The following is a 24,560-nucleotide window of genomic DNA, read 5'->3' on the forward strand; positions in this document are numbered from 1 at the left end:
CCGAACCCATAGGGCCATGCACGGTCTTAGTCACTGCAACTGTTGATGAATCAGGGCGCAGCGGGCAAAACGTTTGCGCAATTGAAACAGGTGTGTAAAAAACGCCCGATTTAACCCGGACCCTTGCCGGGCGGGCGCCTTGAGCCTGAAACTGAGCTCTGTTCACAAGGTTATCCACAATTATTGTGGATAACCTTCCTTGGCACTGGCCCTGGAGGCCGTATGAAAGCACCGTGGAATTTCGCCCGATTTCTGCCCCTGGCCGAGCGCCTGCTCAGCCGCGGGCGTTTGCCGGCGTTGATTTTTGCCGTGGCGCGCAAAGGTCCGCGGCTGGGCAAACTGCGCGAGGACGTGCGCCTGATGCAGGCGCTGTGCCTGGCCTGGTGGCGCGGCGAGTACCGGGCAATCAGCCCCAAGGCACTGATCACCGTGGTGGCGGGGCTGCTGTATTTTGTCAGCCCGCTGGATGCGATCCCCGACTGGCTGCTGGGCGTCGGCATGCTCGACGACATCGCCGTGCTGGCCTGGGTGATGAAGGCGGTGTCTGATGAACTGGCCGCGTTCAGCGCCTGGCGCAACCGCCAGGCACCGGAAAAACTGCGGGTGGTCGAGCGCCTGCCCGACACCCCCGAAGCCCTGCGCCTGGAACAGGAAAAAAGCTGATCACATCACGACCCTGCACACCCTTGTTGGCTGGTAATATAATTGGCATAAGGATTATGCCTACCGATTACATATCGTAATCCTACAAGGGGGTTGTAATGGGTATTCAGGTCATCAGCCGGGACGGTCAACCCGAGTACGCGGTTGTTCCCTGGGAGCAGTACCAGGCACTGCTTAAAGCAGCCGGGCAAGGCGAGCCACTTGCCGGCGCAAACACAGCTTCAAGCGCCACCGACAGCGCCAGCTTGCCGAATTTCAGCGAGCTGGCGCGTTTGCGTGAGGGCAAGGGCCTGGCGCCGGAGCAACTGGCGCGCAGCGTCGGTATCAGCCCGGTGTACCTGGCGCTGATCGAAAGCGGTGAACGCCAGCCGGATGCCGCGATTCGCCGCAGCCTGGCCTGGGAGCTGGGTGTGGCTGGCTGGAGCGAGCCGTCGTGAGCGTGCGCATCAGCCGCCAGCACTGGGAAGGCCTGCTCGGCGAGCTGGATGTCGCCCGCCGCCAGCGCCACCTGCTGACCTACCGGGCCTTGCTCGAGCGTCTGCAATTGCCCAGCCCGGCCATGCAAACGCTGACCGCGGCGCTGGAGCACCTGGCCGCGCTCGACGCCCGCGCCGAGCAGCCGCTGCGCAGCTCGCTGGTGATCAGCCAGGGCGCGAGCCGCTTGCCGCGCACCGGGTTCTTCGAATGCGTCGAGCGCCTGGGGCGCTTCTCCGGCCCGTCCGATGGCATGGCCGCAGCCTCCTGGCACGCCTCGGAAGTGGTGCGGGTGTTCGAGTACAGCTACCCCGAACACGAAGAAGCCTGAGCGCCAGGGGCGGTATCGATCAGGTACAGGCTGTGCCCAGGCACATCCTTGGCCTGGTGCTTGGCCTGTGAGGCCAACTCCGCCAGTTGCCCGGCATCGAGCCCGGCACAGGCTTGCGGGTGCAACTGCACCACGCCGATCGACAACGACAGCAGGGCAAATTCCTGGCGCCGGCCCTGGCGGTCGGTGGCGATGAAGCACCCGGCCTGCAGGTGCTCGGCCCGGTAGAAGCGCCGGCACTGTTTGTGAAAGTCCTCCAGCAACAACTGCAAGCGTTGTTGCCAATCATCTGAGCCGAGCACAAGCATGAAATCGTCGCCGCCGATATGGCCGACGAAATCGCGGCTGGGGTCGACCCGTTCGCCCAGGCACTGGGCCAGGCACAGCAATACCTCATCGCCACGGGCATACCCGTAGATATCGTTGAACGGCTTGAAGCTGTCGATATCGACGTAGCAGATCGCCGCTGCGCGTTGCTGTTGCAGCAGGCGAGTCAGGCATTGCTGGATCGGTACGTTGCCCGGCAGCAGGGTCAGCGGGTTGGCATAGCGGGCCTGTTGGATCTTCTGCTCGGTGATCAGCTTGAGCACGTCGATCACCCGCCCCAGGCCCAGGTAGCGGCCGTTGTGGGTGATGATGAAATCTTCCTCGATGCGCTGGCGGGCGCGGCTGGTGAGCAGGCGGCTGACCTGTTGCAGCGATTGGCCCAGATCCACGGCGAGAAAGTCATCGCTCATCAAGCGGCTGATCGGCTTGCGCGCGAACAGGTCGGTGGCAAACGGCTTGAGCAGCGCGTCGGAGAGCGAATGGCGATGAACGATGCCGCACGGCTGCCCATGCGCGTCGAGCACCGCCAGGGAATTGAGGTTGGCCTGGCTGCGAAACAGTTCCAGCACCTGCGGGGTGGGCGCCTCGCGGTTCACCGCCGGTTGTTCGATCAGTAGCGCGGCGAGGTTGCCGCTGTCTTCATTGAGGCTCTGCAGCGCCTGTACCGGCTGCCCGAGCATGCTTTGCACATCGCGCGCCGCCTGTTCCTGCGGGCGGCCCAGCAGGTAGCCCTGGACCAGGTCGACGCCCATCTCGGTGAGCACCTTGAGCTCTTCGGCCAGCTCGATGCCTTCGGCAATCACCTGGGCCCGCGAGGCCCGGGCGATCTGCAGGATCGAGCCGACGAACTCGCGCTTGACCGCATCCAGGTGAATGCCGTCGATGAAGTGACGGTCGATCTTGACGTAGTCCGGGCGCAGCTCCGACCACAGGCGCAGGCTCGAATAACCGGCCCCCAGATCATCCAGGGCGATGGAAAAGCCCATGTCGCGGTAGTGGTGCAGGGCGTTGAACAGCAGCTGGAAATCGTCGGTGGGGGTCTGTTCGGTGAGCTCGATCACTACCCGGCTGGGCGGCACGCCCAGCTCGTGGAGCATCTTCAGGGTGCGCCCGGACTGGTACTGCGGTTCGAGCAGGGACTCGGGTGAGACGTTGAGGAACAGCTTGCCTTCAAGGTTCTGCTGGCTGAAGCGCCGGCAGGCGCTCTCGCGGCAGGCCACTTCCAGCTCGGTCAGGCGCCCGGCCTGGCGGGCCACGGCAAACAGGTTGATCGGCGAATGCAGCGGGCTGTTGGACGGGCCGCGGCTCAGCGCTTCGTAGCCGAGGATGCGCCGTTCGGAAAGGCAGACAATGGGTTGGAACAGGCTGTGCAAGCCGCTTTGAGCCAGGATGGTGCTCAACGCGCTGAGCTGTTCGTTGATGGTCATGGCAGGCCTACCTAGAAAAAAGGGACTGAGCACCCGCGGCGCTCAGTCCCTTATTTCACGACAGTCTGATGACTATTTGATGACGCAATGAAGCGCGGTCACATTATTTTGCCATCACCGGTTTACGGGTTGTTGCGCGCCACCTGCGAATTCAGCCCCAGGTAGTCCAGCAGGATCAACCCGGACTCCTTCAGGTAGGCGTCGTCTTCGGGCTTGGTATCGTCCGGCTCGACCGGCAGCGCGTCTTCGTCTTCCTTCTTCAGTTCCTTGAGCGGTTCTTCGCCCTTGGCCTTGCGTCGGGTGTTTTCCAGCGCCAGCTGCTTGCTTTCGATATCGGCGTGCTGGGCACGGCGTTCGGCCTCGTTGAGGCTGACGGTTTTCTCGTTCATCAGCTTCTGGGTCAGGGCCAGGCGGTCGCGGATGTAGACGAACTCCGGATCCTTGGCCGTACGGCTGTCGTGACGGGCCTTGAGCTGGGCCAGGAACGGCTTGAACGGGTCGACCGCAGGCTTGATCGCCGGGCGGATGGTGTCCCATGGCATGGCTTCGGGCAGGGCGCTTTCACCGATTTCCTTGGTGTCGATGATCGACGGGTAGTCGATGTCCGGCAGCACGCCCTGGTGCTGGGTGCTCTGCCCGGAAACCCGGTAGAACTTGGCCAGGGTCAGCTTCAGCTCGCCATGATTGAGCGGCTGGATGGTTTGCACCGTGCCTTTGCCGAAGGTCTGCCCGCCGAGGATCAGCGCACGGTGATAGTCCTGCATGGCGCCGGCGAAAATCTCCGAAGCCGAGGCCGACAGGCGGTTGACCACCAGTGCCAGCGGGCCTTTGTAGAAGGCGCCGCTGTTTTCGTCTTCAAGCACGTCGACGCGGCCGTCGCTGTTGCGCACCAGCACCGTCGGGCCCTTGTCGATGAACAGGCTGGTCAGCTCGGTGGCTTCCTGCAGCGAGCCGCCGCCGTTGTTGCGCAGGTCGATGACCACGCCGTCGACTTTTTCCTTCTGCAGTTCGGTCAGCAGTTTTTTAACGTCGCGGGTGGTGCTCTTGTACTCCGGATCGCCGGCGCGGAAGGCCTTGAAGTCGAGGTAGAAGGCCGGAATCTCGATGATTCCGAGCTTGTAGTCACGGCCGTCCTGCTTGAGCTTGAGCACCGACTTTTTCGCCGCCTGCTCTTCGAGTTTCACCGCTTCACGGGTGATCGGCACGATCTTGGTGGTCTGGTCGTTAGGGGCGTTGCTGGCCGGGATGATTTCCAGGCGCACCACCGAACCTTTCGGCCCGCGGATCAGCTTGACCACTTCGTCCAGGCGCCAGCCGATCACGTCGACCATTTCCTTGTTGCCCTGGGCCACGCCGATGATCTTGTCGGCCGGAGCTACCAATTTGGTTTTGGCCGCAGGGCCGGCCGGCACCAGGCGCACGATCTTGACCTGATCGTTGTCGCTTTGCAGTACGGCGCCGATACCTTCGAGCGACAGGCTCATGTTGATATCGAAGTTTTCTGCATTGTCGGGCGACAGGTAGTTGGTGTGCGGGTCGTAGGACTGGGCGAAGGTGTTGATATAGGCCTGGAAGATGTCTTCGGCGCGGGTCTGGTCCAGGCGCGTGAGCTGGTTCTTGTAGCGCTTGGTCAGCAGTTCCTGGATTGCCTTGGGTTCTTTGCCGGCAATCTTCAGGCGCAGCACTTCATCCTTGACGCGTTTGCGCCAGAGGTCGTCGAGCTCGGCCTGGTTCTTCATCCACGGGGCGTCCTTGCGATCGATCAGCAAGGTCTCATGGGTGGTGAAGTCGAAGTTGTCGACGCCCTTGCTCAGCTCGGCGAGGGCGAAGTCCAGGCGCGATTTGACCCGGTCCAGGTAGCGCTTGTAGATGGTGAAGCCGGGGTCGAGATTGCCGCTTTTGAGGAAATCGTCGAACTGGGTCTTCCACTTGTCGAACTCGGCGATGTCGCTGGCAGTGAAGTAGCTGCGCGCAGGATCAAGGAGTTTGAGGTAGCTGTCGTAGATGATCACCGAGCGCGCATCGTTGAGCGGCGGCTTGCTGTAGTGGTGGCGCTTGAGCAGCTCGACCACGTTCAGGCTGGCGACCACTTCATCGCGGTCGGGCTGGAGCTTATCCCAGCTGTTGGCGGCCCATGCACTGCCCGCCAATGGCAGACTGCCCAGACCGATCAACAGGGCGAGGGTGGTGCTTGGCAGAAAATGCTTCATGCTGATTCGACGTAGGGACAATTGATCACGCATATTAGGCCGTCTTTGAATTCGCCGGTTCCATGAAAACCGGACGCATAATGCAAAAAGCCCGGGGCTACAGCTCCCGGGCTCAGTCATGACTCAACTATGGAGGCACTGTGAAGGCATTGCAAGGCGTTGACGGACATGTGGAGTGGGTTGCGACGACAAGTCCAACTTGCGATATCGGTCAAGTACGAATTCGCGTGGCCGCCGCCGGCCTCAATCGCGCCGACCTGCTCCAGCGTGCCGGGCTCTACCCGCCACCACCGGGGGCCAGCGAATTTCTCGGCCTGGAGTGCTCGGGGGTGATCAGCGAAGTGGGCGCCGGTTCTTCCTGGCAGGTCGGCGATCGGGTCTGTGCCTTGCTCGCCGGTGGCGGCATGGCCGAGGAAGTGGTGGTCGATGGCCGCCACGTACTGCCGGTGCCCGAGGGCTTGAGCCTGCAGGAAGCGGCGGCAATCCCCGAGGTGTATGCCACGGCCTGGCTCAATGTGTTCCAGCTGGCCGCGCTCAAGCCCGGTGAGAAAGTCTTGCTGCATGCCGGGGCCAGCGGTGTCGGCTCGGCGGCGATCCAGCTGTGCAAGGCCTTTGGCAGCCCGTGCTGGGTCAGCGTCGGCTCGGCCGAGCGGCTGGCCTATTGCGAAGGCCTGGGGGCCAGCGGCGGCGTGGTTCGCGGTGAAGACCTCGAGGCTTTGAATGACTTTGCCCCGTTCAACGTGATTCTCGACCCGGTCGGCGCCAACTATGCCGAGCTCAACCTCAAGCTGCTGGCCCGTGACGGGCGCTGGGTGATCATCGGCTTGATGGGCGGGCGCAAGGCCGAGCTGGACCTGGCGCAACTGCTGGGCAAGCGCATACAGGTCCTGGGTTCGACCTTGCGCACCCGCGATGACCAGTTCAAGGCAGACCTGCTCAGCGACCTCGGCCAGCAAGTGTGGCCGCTGTTCAGCGAAGGCCGGCTCAAGCCGCAACTGGCCAGGGCCTTCCCGATCAAGGATGCCGAGGCGGCGTTTGCCGAGCTTGCCGGCAATCAGGTGTCGGGCAAGCTGGTGTTGGTTATTGACGAGAGTCTGGTGTAGTCCGCCGATCGCGGGTCAAGTCGAGTCGTCGCACCGCCGCTCCCACAGGAGCGGCTTGCCCCGCGATGGCTTCAATCATTTCCAGCTATGAATCGGCCAGCCATGAGTCTCGGCCTGCTCGCGCAACACCGGATCCGGATTGACCACATGCGGGAAATCCACCTTCAGCAGCAACGGCAAATCGTTGCGTGAATCCGAGTAGAAACTCGCGCCTTCAAGGTTCTCTTCTTCCTGGTCGAGCCATTCCAGCAAACGGGTGATCTTGCCTTCGCGGTAGGTCAGCACGCCCTTGGTCTTGCCGTTGTAAACACCGCGCTCAACCTCCAGCTCAATGCCGAGAATCTCATCGATGCCCAGACGTTCGGCAATCGGCTTGACCAGGTGGGTGCCGGAAGCCGAAATCACCAGGATCCGGTCGCCGGCCTTGCGGTGGGCGGCGATGGTCTTGGTGGCGTCGCTGAAGATGATCGGTTCGATGAAATCTTCCACCCAGGGCGCTACAAGGTGCTCGACTTCTTCCGGGGTGCGGCCGATCAAAGGTTCCAGGCTGAAGGCCATGTAGTCTTCCATGCGCAGCTTGCCATGGCTGTAGGCGTCCATCAGTTCGTTGTTGGTGCGCATGAAAGACGCTGGATCGACCCAGCCCAGACGGCCCATCTGCTCGCTCCAGAGCGTGGCGCAGTCACCGTGGATCAGGGTTTCATCCAGATCGAAAATCGCGAGTGCCATATTCAGAAAAACTCCTGTGCAACCCTCAGGCGACTTCGCAGAGGGCGGTGGGATCGATCGACAAGGATACCCGCTGGCCGTCCGGGTGCAGGTCGGCGGACGAGCGGTTGAGCACATCGACCAGCAATTCTACCCCGCGCGCTTCAACCCGGTAGCGGATCACGTTGCCCAGCAGGCTGTGGCTGCGTACCAGCCCCTCCCGCTCGCCGTCCAGGCTCAGGGCGATGGCTTCCGGGCGAATTGCCAGGCGGCTGTTCACCGGGCGCTGCAGCAGGCGGCTGGCGCTGTCGGCGTCGAGCAGGTTGTAGTTGCCGATAAAGCCTGCGGCGAACACGTCCACCGGCGCGGTATAGAGGGTTTCGGCATCGCCGCTCTGGACGATGCGGCCCTGGTTCATGAGGAAGATGCGATCGGACATGGTCAGCGCTTCTTCCTGGTCGTGGGTGACGAAGATGGTGGTCAGGCCCAGCTCGCGCTGGATCGCGCGGATCTGCTCGCGCAGGTGCTTGCGAATCCGCGCATCCAGCGCCGACAGCGGCTCGTCGAGCAGCAGCAGGCGCGGGCGGGTGACCAGCGAGCGGGCCAGGGCCACGCGCTGGCACTGGCCGCCGGACAACTGGTGCGGGTAGCGCCGGGCGAAGTCCTGCAGCTCGACCAGTTGCAGTACCTCGCGGACCCGCGCCTGGCTGTCGTCGCTGTTGACCTTCTGCATGCGCAGGCCGAAGGCGACGTTCTGTTCGACGGTCATGTTGGGGAACAGCGCATAGCTCTGGAACACCATGCCGATCCCGCGTTTTTGCGGGCTGAGCGGCACCAGGTCGGTGCCATCGAGCAAGATGCGCCCGCTGTCCACCGCGGTCAGCCCGGCGATACAGCGCAGCAGGGTGGACTTGCCGCAGCCGGACGGGCCGAGCAGGGTAACGAATTCGCCGCGTTCGATCTGGCAGTTGATGTCGTTGAACACCGGGCTGCCGGCATAGCTTTTTTGCAGGTTCTGTACGCTGACAAAGCTCATATCAGGACTTGTCCTTGTTCAGGCGGTTGGCTGCCCAGGTCAGCGCCAGCACGAAGAGGAAATAGGAAACCACCAGGGCACTGTTGAAGTGGCCACTGCTGTTACGCATGTTGTTGAGGTACACCTGCAGGGTCTCGTAGCGGGTGCCGACCAGCAGGTTGGCGAACACGAACTCGCCGAACAGGAACGAGAACGACAGCAGCAAGGCCACCATCAGGCCCTTGCGCAGGTTTGGCAGCACCACCAGGAACGCCGCCTGGAAGGTGCTGGCGCCCAGCAACTGGGCGGCGTCCATCAGGTCGCGCAGGTTGATCGCCTGCAGGTTGTTGGTGATCGCCCGGTACATGAACGGCAAGGCTACGGTGAAGTAGCAACCGATAAGGATCCACGGCGTGCCGACCATGGCCATCGGCCCCGAGCCGTAGAGCTGCAGCAGGCCCACCGACGACACCACCGGCGGCACCGCGAAGGGCAGCAGGATGAGGATGTTCATCAGCGCATCGAGGCGCGGGAAGTGGTAATGCACCACGAACAGCAGCGGCAATATCAACAGCACCGACAACAGCAGGGCGCCGACACACACCAGCAGCGACTGGCCGAAGGCGGCGAGAAAGCGCGGGTCGCTCCACAGCGCCAGGTACCACTTGAAGGTCAGGCCGCTGGGCAGCAGGCTCGCCGACCAGCTGGTGGCCAGCGAGTAGAGCAGGGTGCCGGCCAGCGGCAGCAAGAGGATGATGAACAGCAGGTAGACCACCAGGCGGTGGTACAGCGACGAGGTGCCCGGTTCAGCGCGCGACATGGTAGCTCCGCTTCAATAGCCATTGATGGACGAAGGTCACCAGGGTCATCAGCCCGACCAGGATGACCGCCAGGGCGCTGGCCAGGTTCGGGTCCAGCGAGATGTCGCCGGCCACCAGCGCGGCGATGCGGATCGGCAGCACGTTGAAGTTGCCGGTGGTCAGCGCATAGACCGTGGCATAGGCGCCCAGGGCGTTGGCCAGGAGGATCACGAAGGTGCCCAGCAGCGCCGGGGTCAGCACCGGCAGGCCGATGTGCCGCCAGTATTGCCAGGCGCCAGCGCCGAGCAGCTCGGCGGACTCGCGCCAGTCTTCGCGCAGGGCGTCGAAGGCCGGGTAGAGCAGCAGCACGCCGAGGGGGATCTGGAAATAGGTGTAGAGGATGATCAGCCCGGTCTTGGAGTAGAGGTTGAAGTCTTCGATGATCCCGGCCTGCTTCAGCAGCATGGTCAGCGCGCCGTTGAAGCCGAGCAGGATGATGAAGGCGAAGGCCAGCGGCACCCCGGAGAAGTTGCTGGTCATGTTGGCGAAGGCGTTGACGAAATCGCGCAGGCGCGAGTCGACCCGGCGCAACGAGTAGCTGCCGAGGATGGCGATGAGGATGCCGAACAGGCTCGACCAGAAGCTGATCTCCAGGCTGTGCTGGATCGCCTGGCGGTAGAACCTGGAACTGAATATCTTGCTGAAATTGTCCAGGCCCCAGCTTGATTCCACCTGCACGCTGTGGAGCATGACCCAGGCCAGCGGGGCGATCTGGAAGATGATGAAAAACACCGCGAAAGGCACCAGGCAGAGCAGGGCCAGCCATTTGCCGCGCTTGATCGAATTCACTTGAGCAGCTCCCGGCATACCGGTTTGTCGTGGGGCACGCCGAGCAACTCGCAAATGGTGCCACACAGTTCGGTCTGCAGCGGCTTGGCCGCCGGGTCGAGGCTGAACGCCTGGCCAAAGACGAACAGCGGCACTTCGCGCTCTTCGGCCAGCAGGCCGTTGTGCGAGCGGTCGTTGTTCATGCCGTGGTCGGCGGTCACCAATACCTGATAGCCCTCTTCGAGCCAGGTGCGCAGGTAATCGGCCAGAAGGATATCGGCGCTGCGCGCGCTGTTGCGGTACTGGCTGCTGTCCAGGCCGTGGCGGTGGCCGGCGTCGTCGATGTTCATCGGGTGCACCAGGAGAAAATTCGGTGCATGACGCCGGCGCAGGTACTCGGCGTCGGCGAACAGGTGCGAATCGGGGTAGTGGTCGGCGTAATAGAACAGCCCGTGCTGGATCGGCAGCTTGGGGGCGTGGGTGTGGCGGTCGCGCAGCGGGTCGAAGGGCGAGCGGTTGTACAGCTCGCTCATCCAGTGATAGGCCGCCGCGGCCGTGCCCAGGCCGGCTTCGCGGGCGTAGTGGAACACGCTGCGCTGGTTGGACAGGCGGTTGACGTTGTTGTGGACGATGCCGCTGTCGATCGGCGCGACCCCGGTGAGGATGCATTCGTACAGCGGCCGTGACAACGACGGCAGCTCGCATTCGACCCGGTAAAGCGCTGCACGGTCGGCTTCGACATAGGCATGCAGATGGCCCATGGCGTGGTGCGCGACCTGATGGTTGAGGCCATCGAGCAGGACCAGGATGACGTTGTGGTTCATGGTATCTCCGGGTTATGTGGTGGCCGCATCGCGGGTCAAGTCGGATCGTCGCACCGCCGCTCCCACAGGGATCTCCGTGGGAGCGGCGGTGCGACGATCCGACTTGACCCGCGATGGGTTCACTCCATCTCGATGATCACTTGCTCCTGCCACTTCTGCGGCAGGGCCTTGGAGGTCGCTTCCCAGGCTTCGGCATTCTTGATCGGCTGCGCGGCGCTGTACTGCTCGTTGGGCAGCAGTTTGGCCTGTACCTCAGCCGGCAGTTTCAGGTGCTCGGCACGGATCGGCCGGGCATGCCCCTTGGCCAGGTTGATCTGCCCGGCATCGCTGAAGATGTACTCGCGGGTCAGCTTGGCGGCGTTGGGGTTTTTTGCGTACTTGTTGATGATGGTGGTGTAACCGGACATCACCGAACCGTCAGACGGGATCAGCACCTCGAAGCGTTTCGGGTCGATCTGCTGGCGGTAGCTCAGGCCGTTGAAGTCCCAGACCACGCCGACTTCGATCTCGCCCTTCTCCAGGGTCTGGATGGTAGGGTTGGCCAGCGACAGGCGTTTTTGCTGGGCCAGCTTGGTGAACAGCTGCAGGCCTGGTTCGATGTTGCTCTCGTCGCCTTTATAGGCGATGGCAGCGGCCAGAACACCGTTGGCAGCCTGGGCGGCGGTGCCGACGTCACCGATGGCGACCTTGTACTTGCCCTTTTCCAGGTCATGCCAGGTTTTCGGAATGTCTGCCTCCTTCACCAGTTGCTTGTTGATGATGAAGGCAATGGTGCCGGTATAGGCCAGGGCCCAGTGGCCGTCTTTGTCCTTGGCCCAGTCCGGGACCTGCTCCCAGGTGCTTGGCTTGTACGGCTGGGTCACGCCCTTGGCCACCGCGATCGGGCCGAAGGCGGCGCCGACGTCACCGATGTCGGCGCTGGCGTTGTCTTTTTCGGCGTCGAACTTGGCTACTTCCTGGGCCGAGCTCATGTCGGTGTCCATGTGCTTGAGGCCGTATTTTGTCGCCAGGTCGTCCCAGGTGCCTTTCCAGTTGGCCCAGGCATCGGGCATGCCCACGCTGTTGACTACGCCTTCCTTGCGGGCGGCGTCCTCGAGGGCCTTGAGGTCAGTGTCGGCGGCCATGGCCGCTGTGCACATCGCGATACTCGAGCCTAACAGTGACGCCAGAAAAAGCTTTTTCATCCGAAGCTCCTTGATGGGTGCCGTACAACACGCAAAAGGTGTTGTTGGACGTTGTTGCGGTTCGGTTGGTCTAGGTCAGCAATACCTGAGCCAAGGTAGGCCTGTTGCATGACAATTTGATGTCCAGGCATTGCCCCGGCCGGGCTTTTGCCCCTGGAAATCAAGCGTAGACCACCCTCACTGTCATCTGGCATTCATCTGCAGTGCCTAGGCTTGCACTATTCTCATAGCCCTACGGCGCCAGATTGGGGCGCTACCGGGGCTGGACTAGTCCAGATAGGTAACCTTTGATGCAGCCACTGCCACCGCGAGCAGTAACAGCCATCTGTCATGCCCTGCAGGAGCAGATTGAGCATGGCCTCCTGTCGCCCGGCTGCAAGCTGCCGGCCGAGCGCAAGCTCAGCGAGGTGTTCGACACCACGCGCATCACCTTGCGTGAGGCGCTGGTGCAACTGGAGGCGCGGGGTTTGATTTACCGCGAGGAACGCCGCGGCTGGTTCGTCGCGCCCGAGCGCCTGACCTACGACCTGATCGAGCGCAGCCACTTTCATGCCATGGTCCGCGAGCAGGGCCGCGAGGCGCGTACCGAGCTGTTGTCGGCGCGCCTGCAGCCAGCAGCGGCAGCGGTGTGCGCGCGGCTGCAACTGGCGCCGCTGTCGAGCGTGATCCAGATCTGCCGGTTACGCCGGATCGATGGCCGGGCGGTGCTGTATGCCGAGCACTACCTGAACCCCGAATACTTTCCGGGCATTCTTGATCATGACCTGAGCCGCTCGCTGACCGAGCTGTATGCCGGCCACTACGGCATCGAGTACGGACGGGTGCGCTTCGAGATCCTGCCGACCGCCTTGCCGGTAGCGGCAGCGCTGGCGCTTAAAGTGTCGGCCGGTAGCCCCGGCCTGCACATTACCCGGGTCAACAGCGACCAGCACGGGCGGCTGATCGACTGTGACCTTGAGTACTGGCGCCATGACGCAATCCGCATCAAGGCCCAAGCCGGTTAGGACTTGGGCGGGCTTTCGCTGAACGGTGTGCTGGCGTCGGCGGTGATCACCTGCACGCTCAGGCGCGGGGTAGCCAGGTCCAGGCCGGATTCGTCGAGCTGGCGTTTGAGCGCCAGGTTGAAGGCCCGCGACACTTCCCACTGCTTGATCGGCGCGGTCTTGAAGCGCGCACGCAGGATCGCCGAGCCCGACTCGAAGCTCTCCACCCCTTGCAGCTCCAGCGGCGACCAGATGTTGCGGCGCATCAGCGGGTCGTTGCGCATCTTCTGCCCGACATCGCGGATCAGGGTGATTGCCTGGTCGATGTTCATGCTGTGCGGGATGGCCACGCGAAAGATCGCGTAGCCGAACTCGCGGGAGTAGTTCTTGATGCTCTTGATCTCGCTGAACGGGATGGTGTGGACGATGCCGTCGATATCGCGCAGGCGCACGGTACGGATGGTCAGGCCCTCGACCGTGCCCAGGTGGCCGCCGACATCGACGTAATCATCGATGGCCAGGGAGTCTTCGATGATGATGAACAGCCCGGTGATCAGGTCGGCGACCAGCGATTGCGCGCCAAAACCGATGGCCAGGCCGATGACACCGGCACCGGCCAGCAGCGGGGTGACGTTCATGCCCATGTTGGCCAGGGCGACGATCACCGCAATGATGAAGATCGTCACGAACAGCACGTTGCGGATCAGCGGCATCATGGTTTGCGCACGAGCGTTGGCCAGGCCTTTGCGCGAGCGGGTGAGGGCGTGGTGCACGGCGGTGTCGGCGAGAATCCACACCAGCCAGGCGGCGATCAGGGTGCCGGCCAGGCCGAACAGGCGCACCGCCACCTCATGGCCTTCGCCCTCGGTGAAGGTGATCAGCGAAAAGCCCCAGACGCGCAAGCCAAGTTCGATGAACACCAGCCAGATGCCCAGGTGCACCAGGGTGTAGCCAAAGCTGCGCAAGCGCTCCGAGTACACCGCCTGGCGGCGGTTGGCCCGTTGCGGCTTGAGCCCGTGGCGACGGACCAGGCCGTTGATGACCATGCACAAGATCAGCAGCACCGTGCACATCAGTGACTGGCGCAGGGCAGTGCTGGTGTCGCCGGCGGAAATGAACGTGGCAAACAGCGAAATCGCCACCAGCACCAGCGCCGGCAGGTACCAGAAAGTGCCAAGGATTTCGATGGTGTCGCTCAAGGCCCGGCGGGTCAGCCGTCGTGACAGCGGCTGGTTGCGGATCAGGTGGGCGATGGGCCGGCGAAAGCGCAGGATGAACAACCCGGTCGACAGCCCGGCGAGGATGTTGGCCAGGGTCGCCAGGGTGTGCGAGAGGTGATCGCCCAGGGCGCTGGCCATGCGCGGGTCGTTCATGGCCTCGCCGAAGGCGGCGAAGCTGCCAATCAGCCACAGCGGGCGGAACGCCTGGTGGCGCAGGATGTGCAGGGCGCGGTGGCGGTGCGGGCCGTCAAGCAGGGAGAAGGCGATGACGCAGATTGCCGAGAAGCAGGTACCGACCACCAGCGCGTAGGCCAGGACCATGGCCATCGACTTGCCCAGTGACGAGGGCAGGGCAAAGCTCAGGTACACGGTGATCACCAGCGCCACCAGCCAGGGCCCGAGCTTGCGCAAGGCGAAGCGCACCAGATCCCAGGTGCGCGGGTGTTGTGGCAGTTCTTCGGTCAGGCCAAAGCGCAGCCGGACCTGGTGGCCGACCCAGTTCAGGGCGTAGGCCAGCAGGCTCCACAGGGCGATGATCGCGGCAAAGCCGAAGAGGATCGGTGGCCATTCGTGCCAGGGCACCAGGCGGGCGTCGAGCTCGATCTGCGCCAGCTCCAGCTCGCGGGTCCAGCGGTTGAACGGGCTGGCCTCACCGCTGAACTGTTTTTCCAGCTCGCCGAAGGTCGTGCCGATCAGGCCCAGTACGCCTTGTTCGGCGCTGGGTTGCGCCTGTTTGGTGCTGTCGCGCAGCTTTTTCAGGTCGGCCAGCAGCTTGGCCCGCTGCTGGTCGTTCTCCAGGCTCTTGATGACTTCGTCCAGTGACTGGCCCAGGGGTTCGCTAGCTTCGGGCTGGGCCTTGCTGCCGCCACCGAGCAGGCCCGGCAGGCCGGCGGCGTGCGCGGGCGCAACGAAGAGCAAGGGCAGGAGCAGGAGAAAAACGCGGAAAAAGACAGGCACCGGACAATCAACCTCAAAACGATCAATCGCCCGAGTGTAGTGTATTTGTCAGTTGAGTTTCTCGAGGATCTTCCAGCACATGATGCCGATCATGCCCAGGGTGCCGACCCACATCATCAACACGCCGATATTGCGATCGCGCAGGTTGAAGCCTACGGTCAGCAGGATCAGGCCGGCGATGACCGGAAGGAACAGAGAGGCAAAGGCTGACATGCGGCAAGGTCCTTACTTGAGAGTTATGGCTCAAGCATAGCGGGATTCGCCGGCGAGGGGTTGATCGGGGTCAGGCTGGCGGGCCTCATCGCGGGTCGACTTGACCCGCGATGCTTTCATCAAGGCAAATCGCGACTGCGATAGAACGCCGTCAGCACTTTCACCAGGTGCGCCAGGTCCTGGCTGCCGCACAGCTCGCGGATCGAGTGCATGGCGAAGGTCGGCAGGCCGATGTCGACGGTGCGCACGCCCAGGTGGCTGGCGGTGATCGGGCCGATGGTCGAGCCGCAACCCATGTCGCTGCGCACCACGAAGCTTTGCACCGGTACTTCCTCGGCCATGCACAGGTGGCGGAAGAAGCCGGCGGTTTCGCTGTTGGTGGCGTAGCGCTGGTTGTTGTTGACCTTGATCACCGGGCCGGCATTGAGCTTGGGCCCGTGATTGCCGTCGTGCTTCTCGGCATAGTTGGGGTGCACGCCGTGGGCGTTGTCGGCCGAGACCAGCAGCGAGCGCTGGATCGCGCGGACGAAGTCGTCGCCGTCGGGCAGCAGGCGGCGCAGGGTCTGTTCGAGCATCGGCCCGTCGGCGCCACAGGCCGAGCAGGAACCCACCTCTTCGTGGTCGTTGCACACCAGCACGCAGGTTTCATCGCTGTCGGCGTTGAGCAGCGCCTGCAGGCCGGCATAGCACGACAGCAGGTTGTCCAGGCGTGCGCCGGCGATGAACTCGCCATGCAGGCCAATCAGGGCGGCGCTCTGGGTGTCGTAGAAGCTCAGTTCGTAGTCCAGCACCACATCGGCGTTCAGGCCGTGCTCGCGGGCCAGCTGGTCGGTAAGCAGGGCACGAAAATCGACGCGCTCGTCACCAGCCACCTGGGCCAGGATCGGCGGCAGCTCGGTCTGCGGGTTGATCGCCCAGCCTTCGTTGGCGGTGCGATTGAGGTGGATCGCCAGGTTCGGGATCACCGCGATCGGCAGCTTGAAATCGACCAGCTGGCTTTCGACCTTGCCGTCACGGCGGAAGGTTACCCGCCCGGCCAGCGACAGGTCACGGTCGAACCACGGCGCCAGCAGGGCGCCACCGTAGACTTCCACGCCCAGTTGCCAGAAGCCCTGGCGCTGCAGTTCGGGCTGCGGCTTGACCCGCAGGCACGGGCTGTCGGTGTGGGCGCCGACCAGGCGGATGCCGTCGAGCAGCGGCGAGTGACGGCCGAGCTTGAAGGCGATGATCGAGGAATCGTTGCGGGTCAGGTAGTAGCGACCGCCGGCCACGGTGGCCCAGCTGTCGCGCTCGTCCAGGCGCTGGTAACCGGCGGCATCGAGGCGCTGGGCCAGGGCGGCGGTGGCATGGAACGGCGTAGGGGAGGCCTTGAGGAAGTCGATCAGGCCTTGATTCAGTGCATCGCGCATAGGTCACTCCAGACAGCAGTGGCGGCATTTTAGCGGGTGAGCTGCAAGCTGCAAGCTGCAAGAGGCGGCGCAACTCAATGCAGGGTGACTGCTTGAAGCTTGAAGCTTGAAGCTTGCCGCTGGCGCCGTCAAAACGGCGCCGGACACTCGAAGCGCAACCGCTCCCCGGACACCGGGTGGGTAAAGCTCAGCATGCTTGCATGCAGGCACAGCCGCTCATGGGCCGCCAGCGCCTCGGGGCAGGCATACAGGCGATCACCCAGCAACGGATGACCGATCGACAGCATGTGCACGCGCAACTGGTGCGAGCGCCCGGTGATCGGCGTCAGCTCGACCCGGCAATGATCGCCACAGCGCTCGACGATGCGCCAGAAGGTCAGGGCATGCTTGCCCTGCTCATGGTCGACCACGTGCCGTGGCTTGGTCGGCGGGTCGTAGCGCAGCGGCAGGTCGATGCTGCCGCTGTCGAGCTGCGGCTGGCCCCAGCACAGTGCGGTGTAGGCCTTCTCGGTTTCGCGGTCGTGGAACTGCCGGGACAGTTCGCGATGACTGTCGGCGTCGCGGGCCAGGAGGATGATCCCCGAGGTTTCCCAGTCCAGGCGGTGGACGATCAGGGCATCGGGGTAGCCGTTTTCCTGCAGGCGGGTGATCAGGCAATCCTTGTTGTCTTCGGCCCGGCCCGGTACGGACAGCAGCAGGGTCGGCTTGTTGATCACCAGGATGGCGTCATCTTCATGCAGGATGTGTACGTTGGACAGCGGCATTGCGTGTTCCAAAATAGCTGTGGGAGCGGGCTTGACCCGCGACGCGATATGACTGGCAGATCGCAATCGCGGGTCAAGCCCGCTCCCACAGGGTGCCCGAAAACGCTATCAGCGATCGGGCAGGGTGATGTTGAGTTCGAGGATCGAGCAGCTGCCCTGGTTCTCCAGAGCGACCTGCACATCATCGGAGCCGATGTTGACGTACTTGCGGATCACTTCCACCAGTTCCTTCTGCAGGGCTGGCAGGTAGTCCGGAGTACTGCGCTGACCGCGCTCGTGCGCCACGATGATCTGTAGACGCTCTTTCGCGACCGAGGCGGTGCTTACTTTTTTGCTGGCACGAAAGAAGTCAAAAAGGTTCATTGGTTAGTTGCCTCCAAACAGGCGCTCGAAGAATCCCTTCTTCTTCACATCAAGGAACCGATGTTCCACGTTTTTGCCCAGCAGGCGGTCAACGGTATCGCTATAGGCCTGGCCAGCATCGCTCTGGTCGTCAAGGATGACCGGTACGCCCTGGTTGGATGCCTTGAGCACCGCCTGGGATTCAGGGATCACGCCCAGCAGGGCCACCGAGAGGATTTCCTTGACGTCTTCGACGCCGAGCATTTCGCCCTGGCTGACGCGCTCCGGGTGGTAGCGGGTGATCAGCAGGTGTTCCTTGATCGGGTCTTCGTTGCGTTCGGCGCGGCGCGATTTGCTCGCCAGCAGGCCCAGCATACGGTCCGAGTCACGTACCGAGGAGACTTCCGGGTTGGTCACGACGATCGCTTCGTCAGCGAAGTACATGGCCAAGTGGGCGCCTTTCTCGATACCGGCCGGCGAGTCGCAGACCACGTATTCGAAGTCCTCTTTGAGCTGCATCAGGACTTTTTCCACGCCTTCCTGGGTCAGCGCGTCCTTGTCGCGGGTCTGGCTGGCGGCCAGCACGTAGAGGTTCTCAAGGCGCTTGTCCTTGATCAGCGCTTGCTGCAGGTTGGCTTCGCCGTTGACGACGTTGACGAAGTCGTACACCACGCGGCGTTCGCAGCCCATGATCAGGTCGAGGTTACGCAGGCCGACGTCGAAGTCGACGATGACAGTCTTGTGGCCGCGCAGTGCGAGGCCGGTACCAATAGCGGCGCTGGTGGTGGTCTTACCCACACCACCCTTGCCGGATGTAACCACGAGAATCTTGGCCAAGGTGTTTCACCCCTAAAGAAAAGGACGTCGAGTCCCAAAAAATACAAAAAACGGCAACATCGAAAAAAGTTGCGCAGAAAATGGCGGCAAGTATCCGTTAAAGACGGGTGATGTTCAACACGTCACCGGACAGGCTGACCTGTACCCCGGCCCCCCACAGCGGATCGCGGCGCAGGTCTTCGGAGACCTTGTATTGCCCGGCGATCGAGACCATCTCGGCGGTCAGCTGCTGGCAGAAGATCCGCGCCCGGGTATTGCCCTTGATCCCGGCCAGTGCCCGCCCACGCATTGCACCGTACACATGGATGTTGCCATCGGCGAGAAGTTCCGCGCCCGGGCTGACCGACGACACTACTACCAGATCGCCACCCTGAGCGTAGATCTGCTGGCCGCCGCGTACCGGGGTGGTGATGATCTTGGTCGGGCGGATGGCCGGCTCCGGCGGCGCCACGGGGGCGGGCGCAGGCTCGGGCTTCTTCACTTCCGGCTCCGGCTCCAGCGGCCGCTCACGGGCACCGGAGGGCGGCAGCACCGGCAGGTCGATGGCGATCGCCGCGGCAATGTCTTCGATACGGCTGGCGCGGATGGCCAGGGTGCGCAGGCCGTGATGGCGGCAGACGCGCATCAGCCCGGGCAGGTCGACCGCGCCTTCGCCGGCCGGGAGCTTGTCCAGGGCCAGTACCAGCGGGGTATTGCTGAAGAAATTCGGCGCCTGGGCGACCTTGGCCGCCAACTGCCGGTCGAGGCCTTCGAGGTTGTTCCTGGCGAGCTCGAGCACGGTAATGGCGAGCATGCTGCCCTTGAGCTGGAACACGGGGTCTTGGTCTGGCGTTTGGGTTTGGCTCATGGTCTGCATTAGGGCGGCTTGTTACGAAAAAGTGCCCAGACTTATAACGAGAACACCGGTTGGCCGCAACCCGTGCCGAACCGTTGTAGAATGCCCGGCCCTTGTCTTTCCGGAATCTTTAATGGATCGCCCGCGTTTTCGTCGTTACTTTCTGCACCCGCGCTTCTGGCCGCTGTGGCTGGGCCTGGGCCTGCTGTGGCTGATCGTGCAGCTGCCGTACCGGGCCTTGCTGGTGATCGGCCGTGCCCTGGGGGCGCTGATGTACCTGGTGGCCGGCGAACGCCGCTACATCGCGGCGCGCAACCTGGAACTGTGTTTCCCCGAGCTACCGTCCGTCGAACGGCAGCGCCTGCTCAAGGAAAATTTCGCTTCCACCGGCATCGCCTTCTTCGAAATGGCCATGAGCTGGTGGTGGCCAAAGGCCCGGTTGGCGCGCCTGGCGCACATCGAAGGGCTCGAGCACCTGCAGGCCGCCCAGCGTGATGGCCAGGGTGCCATCCTCATGGCCCTGCACTTCACCACCCTGGAGATCGGCGCCGCGCTGCTGGGGCAGGAACACACCATCGACGGCATGTACCGCGAGCACGGCAACCCGGTGTTCGACTTCATCCAGCGCCGTGGCCGCGAGCGGCACAACCTCGATTCGCTGGCGGTAGAGCGCGAGGACGTGCGCGGCATGCTCAAGCTGCTGCGCGCCGGCCGTGCCATCTGGTACGCACCCGACCAGGACTACGGCGCCAAGCAGAGCCTGTTCGTGCCGCTGTTCGGCATCGAAGCGGCGACCGTCACCGCCACCACCAAGTTCGCCCGCCTGGGCAAGGCTCGGGTGATCCCCTTCACCCAGCAGCGCCTGGCCGATGGCAGCGGTTACCGGCTGGTGATTCATCCGCCGCTTGCGGATTTCCCTGGTGAGACCGAAGAGGCCGACTGCCTGCGCATCAACCAGTGGATCGAAACGGCGCTGCGCGAATGCCCGGAGCAGTACCTGTGGGCGCATCGGCGCTTCAAGTCGCGTCCGCCGGGGGCGCCGAAGCTCTACGAAAAACGGCGTTGAGGCTATCGCGGGTCAAGTCGAGTCGTCGCACCGCCGCTCCCACAACTATCTGTGGGAGCGGGCTTGACCCGCGATGAATTCACCAAAAATCCAGGAAGGTAAAATGGCTGAACCGATCACCGGCTTGATCCTCTCCGGCGGCGGCGCCCGCGCCGCCTACCAGGTCGGTGTGCTGGCCGGCATTGCCGATCTGCTGCCGCCCGGTGCCGCCAACCCCTTCCCGGTGATCGTCGGCACCTCGGCCGGCGCCATCAATGCCGTGACCCTGGCCAGCGGCGCCACTCATTTTGCTGACGCGATCCGCCGCCTGACCAGTTTCTGGCAGGGCTTTCGCAGCCATCAGGTGCTGCGCAGCGACTGGCCCGGGGTGATCCGCCAGGCCAGCCGCTTCGTCGGCCACAGCCTGCTTGGTCTCGGCGCGCCGGTTCCGGTGGCGCTGCTCGACAGCTCGCCGTTGCGCACACTGCTCAGCCAGCACCTGGACCTCAACGGCATCGGCCACGCCATCGAGCAGCAGCACCTGCGCGCGGTGGCGGTGACGGCCTTTGGCTACGAGTCCGGCCAGGCGGTGACCTTCTACCAGGGCAAGGGCGCCATCGACCCCTGGCTGCGCCACCGGCGTATCGGCCTGCCGACCCGTCTGAGCGTCGAGCACCTGTTGGCCAGCTCGGCGATCCCCTTGCTGTTCGCTCCGGTCAAGCTCGGTGAGGAATTCTTCGGTGATGGCGCGGTGCGCCAGTCGGCGCCGATCAGCCCGGCCCTGCACCTGGGCGCCAGCCGGGTACTGGTGGTCGGGGTCAGCGGCAACCCGCAGCGGCCCCATGAAGGCGAAATGCGCCAGCGCATCTTCAGCGGCCAGCAGCCGAGCCTGGCACAGATCGGCGGGCACATGCTCAACAGCACCTTCATTGACAGCCTGGAAGACGATATCGAGCTGCTGCAGCGGCTCAACCACCTTAGCCACCTGATGCCCGAACACCTCGAGCGCCGGCGCCTGGGCCTGGCGCCGGTCGAGGTGCTGGTGGTTGCGCCCAGCCAGCCGCTGGACGAGATCGCCGCCCGCCACCGACGTGAGTTGCCGGCGGCGCTGCGGCTGTTTTTGCGTGGCCCGGGGGCGACCAAAACCAGCGGCGCCGGGGTGCTCAGCTACCTGCTGTTCGAAGCCGGCTATTGCAGCGAGCTGATCGAACTCGGGCGCCGCGACGCCCTGGCCAAGCGCCGCGAGCTGTGCGGCTTTCTTGGCCTGCCGGCGCCCAGCTGAGGGCGCTTACTCGGCGATCTGCAGCTTGCGCGCCTCGGTGTAGACGTAGCGCACCTTCTCGTACTCGAACGGCGAGTTGAGCTGGCCATAGCGGAAGCTGGTGGTGTAGCGCTTGTCGACGGCGCGCAGTACCCAGACTTCCGGATGGTTGCTGCTGACTTCGGCGACGTTGAGGAAGTTGATCCAGTTCTCGGCGCCATAGTCCACCGCCAGGCCACCGGTATCGCGCAGGTTCGACGGGCCGATGATCGGCAGCATCAGGTATGGGCCTTCCGGCACGCCGTAGAAGCCCAGGGTCTGGCCGAAATCCTCGCTCTGGTGCGGCAGGCCCATTTTGCTTGCCGGGTCCCACAGGCCGGCGACGCCGATGGTGGTGTTGAGCAGCAGGCGCGCGGTGATTTCCATCGAGCGCTTGCCCTTGAGCTGCAGCAGGCTGTTGAGCAGGTTCGGCACATCGCCGACGTTACTGAAGAAGTTGCTCACGCCGCTGCGCACAAAGTGCGGGGTGATGTAGCGGTAGCCGTTGACCACCGGCAGGAACACCCATTGGTCGAAGCGGTAGTTGAAGTGGTAGATGCGCCGGTTCATCGATTCCAGCGGGTCGTAGACGTTCAGCGCCGCCAGGGTCGAGCGTTCGAATTCGCGCTGGTCCAGGCCGGGGTTGAACTTGAGTGCCTTGAGCGGTTCGGTGAAGCCATCGGCATCGACCGGATCGGCTTCGATGACGCTGGCGCGCGGTGCGGTTTCTTCAGCCGCCTGGGCCAGGCCGCAGGCCAGCAGCGCGCTAATGATCAGTAGGCGTTTAACCACGGAAGAACTCCAGCATGGCGTCGCTGTTGACGCGATAATTGAGGTTGCCGCAATGGCCGCCGTGGGGGTACAGGGTCAGGCGATCGCCGAAGGCGCTGCGCAGGAAGCCCAGGTCGCCAGGGCCGAGGATGACGTCGTCGGCGTTGTGCATCACGGCGATTTTCGGGCTCTGTTGCAGGTAGTCTTTGAGCGCGTAGAGGCTGACCTGGTCGACCAGTTGCAACAGGCTGCCGCCGTCGGTGCGGGCACGCCACATGGGGATCACCTGCTCGGTCAGGTAGCAGTCGAAGTCGCATTGCAACGCGCGCTTGAAGAACGGCGTGAGGCTACTGCCTTCGGTGATCGGGTACTTGGGCGGGATGATCAGGCCGCGGCGGTTGATCAGGTCGGAGGTGAAGGCGATATCGGCCGCCGAGAAGCGGAACGAGGTGCCGATGACCATTGCCATCTGCTCGTTGGACAGGTGCTGGCGTGACTGCTGGAAGTCGTACAGCAGCGCATCGTTGAGGTCGATGTAGCCCTTCTGCTGGAAGTAGCGGGTCAGCTTGTTGAGCACCAGCTCATAGAAGGTGGTGCTGTTGTTGACGCCCTTGACCTCGGTCTGCACCAGCTTGTCGAGGTTGCTGATCGAGGTGTAGAGGTTGACCGGCGGGTTGAGCAGCAGCACGCGCTTGAAGTTGAAGCTGCGCCGGGTTTCATCCAGGTGGCTGACAAACGCCGCATCCAGGGCGCCGAGGCTGTAGCCGCTGAGGTAGTACTCGCTGACCGGCAGGCGCGGGTGCTGAGCGCGCACGCCCTGCATCACCCGGTAAAGGTCTTCGGCGTCTTCCTTGGTCACCCCGGGGGTGGCGTAGCGCGAGGCGGCGGTAATGAAGTCGAAGCTGGTCGGCGATGACAACTGCACCACGTGGTAGCCAGCCTTGTAGTAGAGCTTTTTCAGGTACTCGTTGATGCTGCTGGAGTAGGGCGCGCCGGTGCCGGCAATCAGGAAAATCAGCGGCGCCTCGTGGTCCTGGCGGGCCAGGCGATACTTGAGCTTTTTCACCGGCCAGAAATTGTCGGGCAGGGTGAAGGCCCGTTCCGGGCGCATGTTCAGGCTGTAGTCGGACTGGGTGATGTCGTCGTCGCTAGGCAGCTCCGGGCGTAGCTCCGGCGGCGTCGTGGCGATGGTCGCCTCGAACGGGTTGGTCAACGGATAGCCGTAACTGGCCGCGTCGATGGTTTGTGCCCAAGCGCACGCACTCGAGATAAAGCCACCCAACAGGGCAGCGAGGCGCAGAGAACGAAGCATGACGGATCCCCAAAAATGCAGCAGCAAAGTGCGTTACGCAGGCTAGGACCATGGTGGCCCCGGCAAAGTTGCCTGGCGCTCCGGCATTTATCGTCCCAGATGTTGCCGCCGTCCAATGAGGATTCGCAACAATTGGTTCCATTTATCTACAGGACAAAGTAGCTGAGGCTGGCGCTTTTGCCTTGCATAGACGCCCCGGACGATTATGCTGGGCGCCGATTTTCATGTTTCTGGAGTGTCGCATGTCCCGCCGTTTACCGCTGATCGCATTGCTGGTGTTTCTGCCCTTGTGGCTGGCGGCAAGCTATGGGCTGCGTTATGTGCTGATGGAAGATGCCCACTGGGTGGCGACCTGCACCGACCAGGCACAACTGTGGGGCTGCCAGGCGCGTTCGCTGATGGGGTTGATGATTCACTTCAGGATCGTGGCCTGGTCGGCCCTGGGCCTGGCACTGCTGGCCATGCTGGTGCCAGGGCGCGCGGGTTGGCGCCTGGCGGTGGCGGCACTGGTGTGCGGGGTGCCGGCATTGGTGCTGTACACCGCGAGCATTGCCGTGTTTGCCGTGGTGCTGGCGGGGTTGCGGCTGGTACGGCGTTAGTTGTCTTATCGCGGGTCAAGTCGAGTCGTCGCACCGCCGCTCCTACAGTGATCTCTGTGGGAGCGGCGGTGCGGCGATC

General features: G+C 63.6%; 25 protein-coding genes. 8 read left to right on the forward strand and 17 right to left on the reverse strand.

The annotated features are described in order from the left end of the window. Positions 1 to 222: 222 nt before the first annotated feature. The 3 genes from BLR26_RS10145 (at position 223) to BLR26_RS10155 (ending at position 1,468) form a co-directional block, all read left to right on the forward strand. Positions 223 to 663, forward strand: a complete 441-nt coding sequence (locus tag BLR26_RS10145) for a YkvA family protein (protein ID WP_045195481.1) — start codon at positions 223 to 225, stop codon at positions 661 to 663. Between the two features lie 98 nt (positions 664 to 761). Continuing rightward, positions 762 to 1,100, forward strand: a complete 339-nt coding sequence (locus BLR26_RS10150) for a helix-turn-helix domain-containing protein (protein WP_045195479.1) — start codon at positions 762 to 764, stop codon at positions 1,098 to 1,100. Then, the gene (locus BLR26_RS10155) at positions 1,097 to 1,468 is read left to right on the forward strand and encodes a hypothetical protein (protein WP_010224211.1); all 372 of its coding nucleotides are present in this window, start codon (positions 1,097 to 1,099) and stop codon (positions 1,466 to 1,468) included. Before BLR26_RS10150 ends, BLR26_RS10155 begins: the two co-directional genes overlap by 4 nt. On the opposite strand, the gene BLR26_RS10160 is transcribed toward BLR26_RS10155, so the two are convergent. After that, positions 1,444 to 3,222, reverse strand: coding sequence for a bifunctional diguanylate cyclase/phosphodiesterase (locus BLR26_RS10160; RefSeq protein ID WP_045195476.1), 1,779 nt, complete (start codon positions 3,220 to 3,222; stop codon positions 1,444 to 1,446). The genes BLR26_RS10155 and BLR26_RS10160 overlap by 25 nt on opposite strands. A gap of 122 nt (positions 3,223 to 3,344) precedes the next feature. Beyond that, positions 3,345 to 5,432, reverse strand: a complete 2,088-nt coding sequence (locus BLR26_RS10165) for a carboxy terminal-processing peptidase (RefSeq protein ID WP_176794227.1) — start codon at positions 5,430 to 5,432, stop codon at positions 3,345 to 3,347. A 140-nt stretch (positions 5,433 to 5,572) separates the two neighbouring features. On the opposite strand from BLR26_RS10165, the gene BLR26_RS10170 reads away from it, so the two are divergent. After that, positions 5,573 to 6,535 carry a zinc-binding dehydrogenase gene (locus tag BLR26_RS10170; protein ID WP_093380360.1) on the forward strand — a complete coding sequence of 321 codons (963 nt, stop codon included), beginning with the start codon at positions 5,573 to 5,575 and terminating at the stop codon, positions 6,533 to 6,535. Between the two features lie 75 nt (positions 6,536 to 6,610). On the opposite strand, the gene BLR26_RS10175 is transcribed toward BLR26_RS10170, so the two are convergent. The 6 genes from BLR26_RS10175 to BLR26_RS10200 form a co-directional block, all read right to left on the reverse strand. Beyond that, a complete protein-coding gene (locus BLR26_RS10175) occupies positions 6,611 to 7,264 on the reverse strand; it encodes an HAD family hydrolase (protein WP_093380363.1) in 654 nt (217 codons plus the stop codon). Positions 7,265 to 7,289: 25 nt separating this feature from the next. Next, positions 7,290 to 8,279 (reverse strand): ABC transporter ATP-binding protein, encoded by a 990-nt coding sequence (locus BLR26_RS10180; RefSeq protein ID WP_093380365.1) that lies wholly within the window; start codon positions 8,277 to 8,279, stop codon positions 7,290 to 7,292. Between the two features lies 1 nt (position 8,280). After that, positions 8,281 to 9,078 carry an ABC transporter permease gene (locus tag BLR26_RS10185; RefSeq protein WP_093380368.1) on the reverse strand — a complete coding sequence of 266 codons (798 nt, stop codon included), beginning with the start codon at positions 9,076 to 9,078 and terminating at the stop codon, positions 8,281 to 8,283. Next, positions 9,065 to 9,898 carry an ABC transporter permease gene (locus BLR26_RS10190; RefSeq protein ID WP_176794327.1) on the reverse strand — a complete coding sequence of 278 codons (834 nt, stop codon included), beginning with the start codon at positions 9,896 to 9,898 and terminating at the stop codon, positions 9,065 to 9,067. The genes BLR26_RS10185 and BLR26_RS10190 overlap by 14 nt, the downstream gene beginning before the upstream one ends. A 5-nt stretch (positions 9,899 to 9,903) precedes the next feature. Next, a complete protein-coding gene (locus tag BLR26_RS10195) occupies positions 9,904 to 10,710 on the reverse strand; it encodes an alkaline phosphatase family protein (protein WP_093380371.1) in 807 nt (268 codons plus the stop codon). Between the two features lie 119 nt (positions 10,711 to 10,829). Continuing rightward, a complete protein-coding gene (locus BLR26_RS10200; RefSeq protein WP_093380373.1) occupies positions 10,830 to 11,894 on the reverse strand; it encodes an ABC transporter substrate-binding protein in 1,065 nt (354 codons plus the stop codon). Between the two features lie 290 nt (positions 11,895 to 12,184). Between BLR26_RS10200 and phnR the strand changes: the two genes are divergently transcribed. After that, positions 12,185 to 12,898: a phosphonate utilization transcriptional regulator PhnR gene (phnR, locus tag BLR26_RS10205; protein ID WP_093380376.1), complete on the forward strand. Its 714-nt coding sequence runs from the start codon at positions 12,185 to 12,187 to the stop codon at positions 12,896 to 12,898. Here the strand turns inward: phnR and BLR26_RS10210 are convergent. The 7 genes from BLR26_RS10210 to minC form a co-directional block, all read right to left on the reverse strand. Beyond that, positions 12,895 to 15,054 carry a mechanosensitive ion channel family protein gene (locus BLR26_RS10210; protein WP_093380379.1) on the reverse strand — a complete coding sequence of 720 codons (2,160 nt, stop codon included), beginning with the start codon at positions 15,052 to 15,054 and terminating at the stop codon, positions 12,895 to 12,897. The genes phnR and BLR26_RS10210 overlap by 4 nt on opposite strands. Before the next feature lie 48 nt (positions 15,055 to 15,102). Beyond that, positions 15,103 to 15,267: a hypothetical protein gene (locus tag BLR26_RS27305; protein ID WP_176794228.1), complete on the reverse strand. Its 165-nt coding sequence runs from the start codon at positions 15,265 to 15,267 to the stop codon at positions 15,103 to 15,105. Between the two features lie 119 nt (positions 15,268 to 15,386). Further along, a complete protein-coding gene (locus BLR26_RS10215; RefSeq protein WP_045195457.1) occupies positions 15,387 to 16,676 on the reverse strand; it encodes a M18 family aminopeptidase in 1,290 nt (429 codons plus the stop codon). A gap of 128 nt (positions 16,677 to 16,804) precedes the next feature. Then, on the reverse strand, positions 16,805 to 17,440 hold the full coding sequence (locus BLR26_RS10220) for an RluA family pseudouridine synthase (protein ID WP_093380382.1): 636 nt from the start codon (positions 17,438 to 17,440) through the stop codon (positions 16,805 to 16,807). Positions 17,441 to 17,548: 108 nt separating this feature from the next. Beyond that, entirely contained in the window at positions 17,549 to 17,803 is a 255-nt protein-coding gene (minE, locus tag BLR26_RS10225) for a cell division topological specificity factor MinE (RefSeq protein ID WP_010224188.1), read from the reverse strand. 3 nt (positions 17,804 to 17,806) lie between these two features. Next, complete coding sequence (gene minD / locus BLR26_RS10230; protein WP_045195453.1) at positions 17,807 to 18,619, reverse strand: septum site-determining protein MinD; 813 nt, start codon at positions 18,617 to 18,619, stop codon at positions 17,807 to 17,809. A gap of 97 nt (positions 18,620 to 18,716) precedes the next feature. Continuing rightward, positions 18,717 to 19,466: a septum site-determining protein MinC gene (gene minC / locus BLR26_RS10235; protein WP_093387360.1), complete on the reverse strand. Its 750-nt coding sequence runs from the start codon at positions 19,464 to 19,466 to the stop codon at positions 18,717 to 18,719. Positions 19,467 to 19,587: 121 nt separating this feature from the next. On the opposite strand from minC, the gene BLR26_RS10240 reads away from it, so the two are divergent. After that, positions 19,588 to 20,520 (forward strand): lipid A biosynthesis lauroyl acyltransferase, encoded by a 933-nt coding sequence (locus tag BLR26_RS10240; RefSeq protein WP_045195451.1) that lies wholly within the window; start codon positions 19,588 to 19,590, stop codon positions 20,518 to 20,520. A 103-nt stretch (positions 20,521 to 20,623) separates the two neighbouring features. After that, the gene (locus tag BLR26_RS10245; RefSeq protein ID WP_045195450.1) at positions 20,624 to 21,781 is read left to right on the forward strand and encodes a patatin-like phospholipase family protein; all 1,158 of its coding nucleotides are present in this window, start codon (positions 20,624 to 20,626) and stop codon (positions 21,779 to 21,781) included. Positions 21,782 to 21,787: 6 nt separating this feature from the next. On the opposite strand, the gene BLR26_RS10250 is transcribed toward BLR26_RS10245, so the two are convergent. After that, positions 21,788 to 22,591: an MlaA family lipoprotein gene (locus BLR26_RS10250; protein WP_045195448.1), complete on the reverse strand. Its 804-nt coding sequence runs from the start codon at positions 22,589 to 22,591 to the stop codon at positions 21,788 to 21,790. Then, the gene (locus BLR26_RS10255; RefSeq protein WP_045195447.1) at positions 22,584 to 23,882 is read right to left on the reverse strand and encodes a hypothetical protein; all 1,299 of its coding nucleotides are present in this window, start codon (positions 23,880 to 23,882) and stop codon (positions 22,584 to 22,586) included. The genes BLR26_RS10250 and BLR26_RS10255 overlap by 8 nt, the downstream gene beginning before the upstream one ends. Before the next feature lie 242 nt (positions 23,883 to 24,124). On the opposite strand from BLR26_RS10255, the gene BLR26_RS10260 reads away from it, so the two are divergent. Further along, the gene (locus BLR26_RS10260) at positions 24,125 to 24,481 is read left to right on the forward strand and encodes a hypothetical protein (protein WP_093380385.1); all 357 of its coding nucleotides are present in this window, start codon (positions 24,125 to 24,127) and stop codon (positions 24,479 to 24,481) included. The last annotated feature ends 79 nt before the right edge of the window (positions 24,482 to 24,560 follow it).

Source organism: Pseudomonas sp. UC 17F4, assembly GCF_900101695.1.
Taxonomy (GTDB): domain Bacteria; phylum Pseudomonadota; class Gammaproteobacteria; order Pseudomonadales; family Pseudomonadaceae; genus Aquipseudomonas.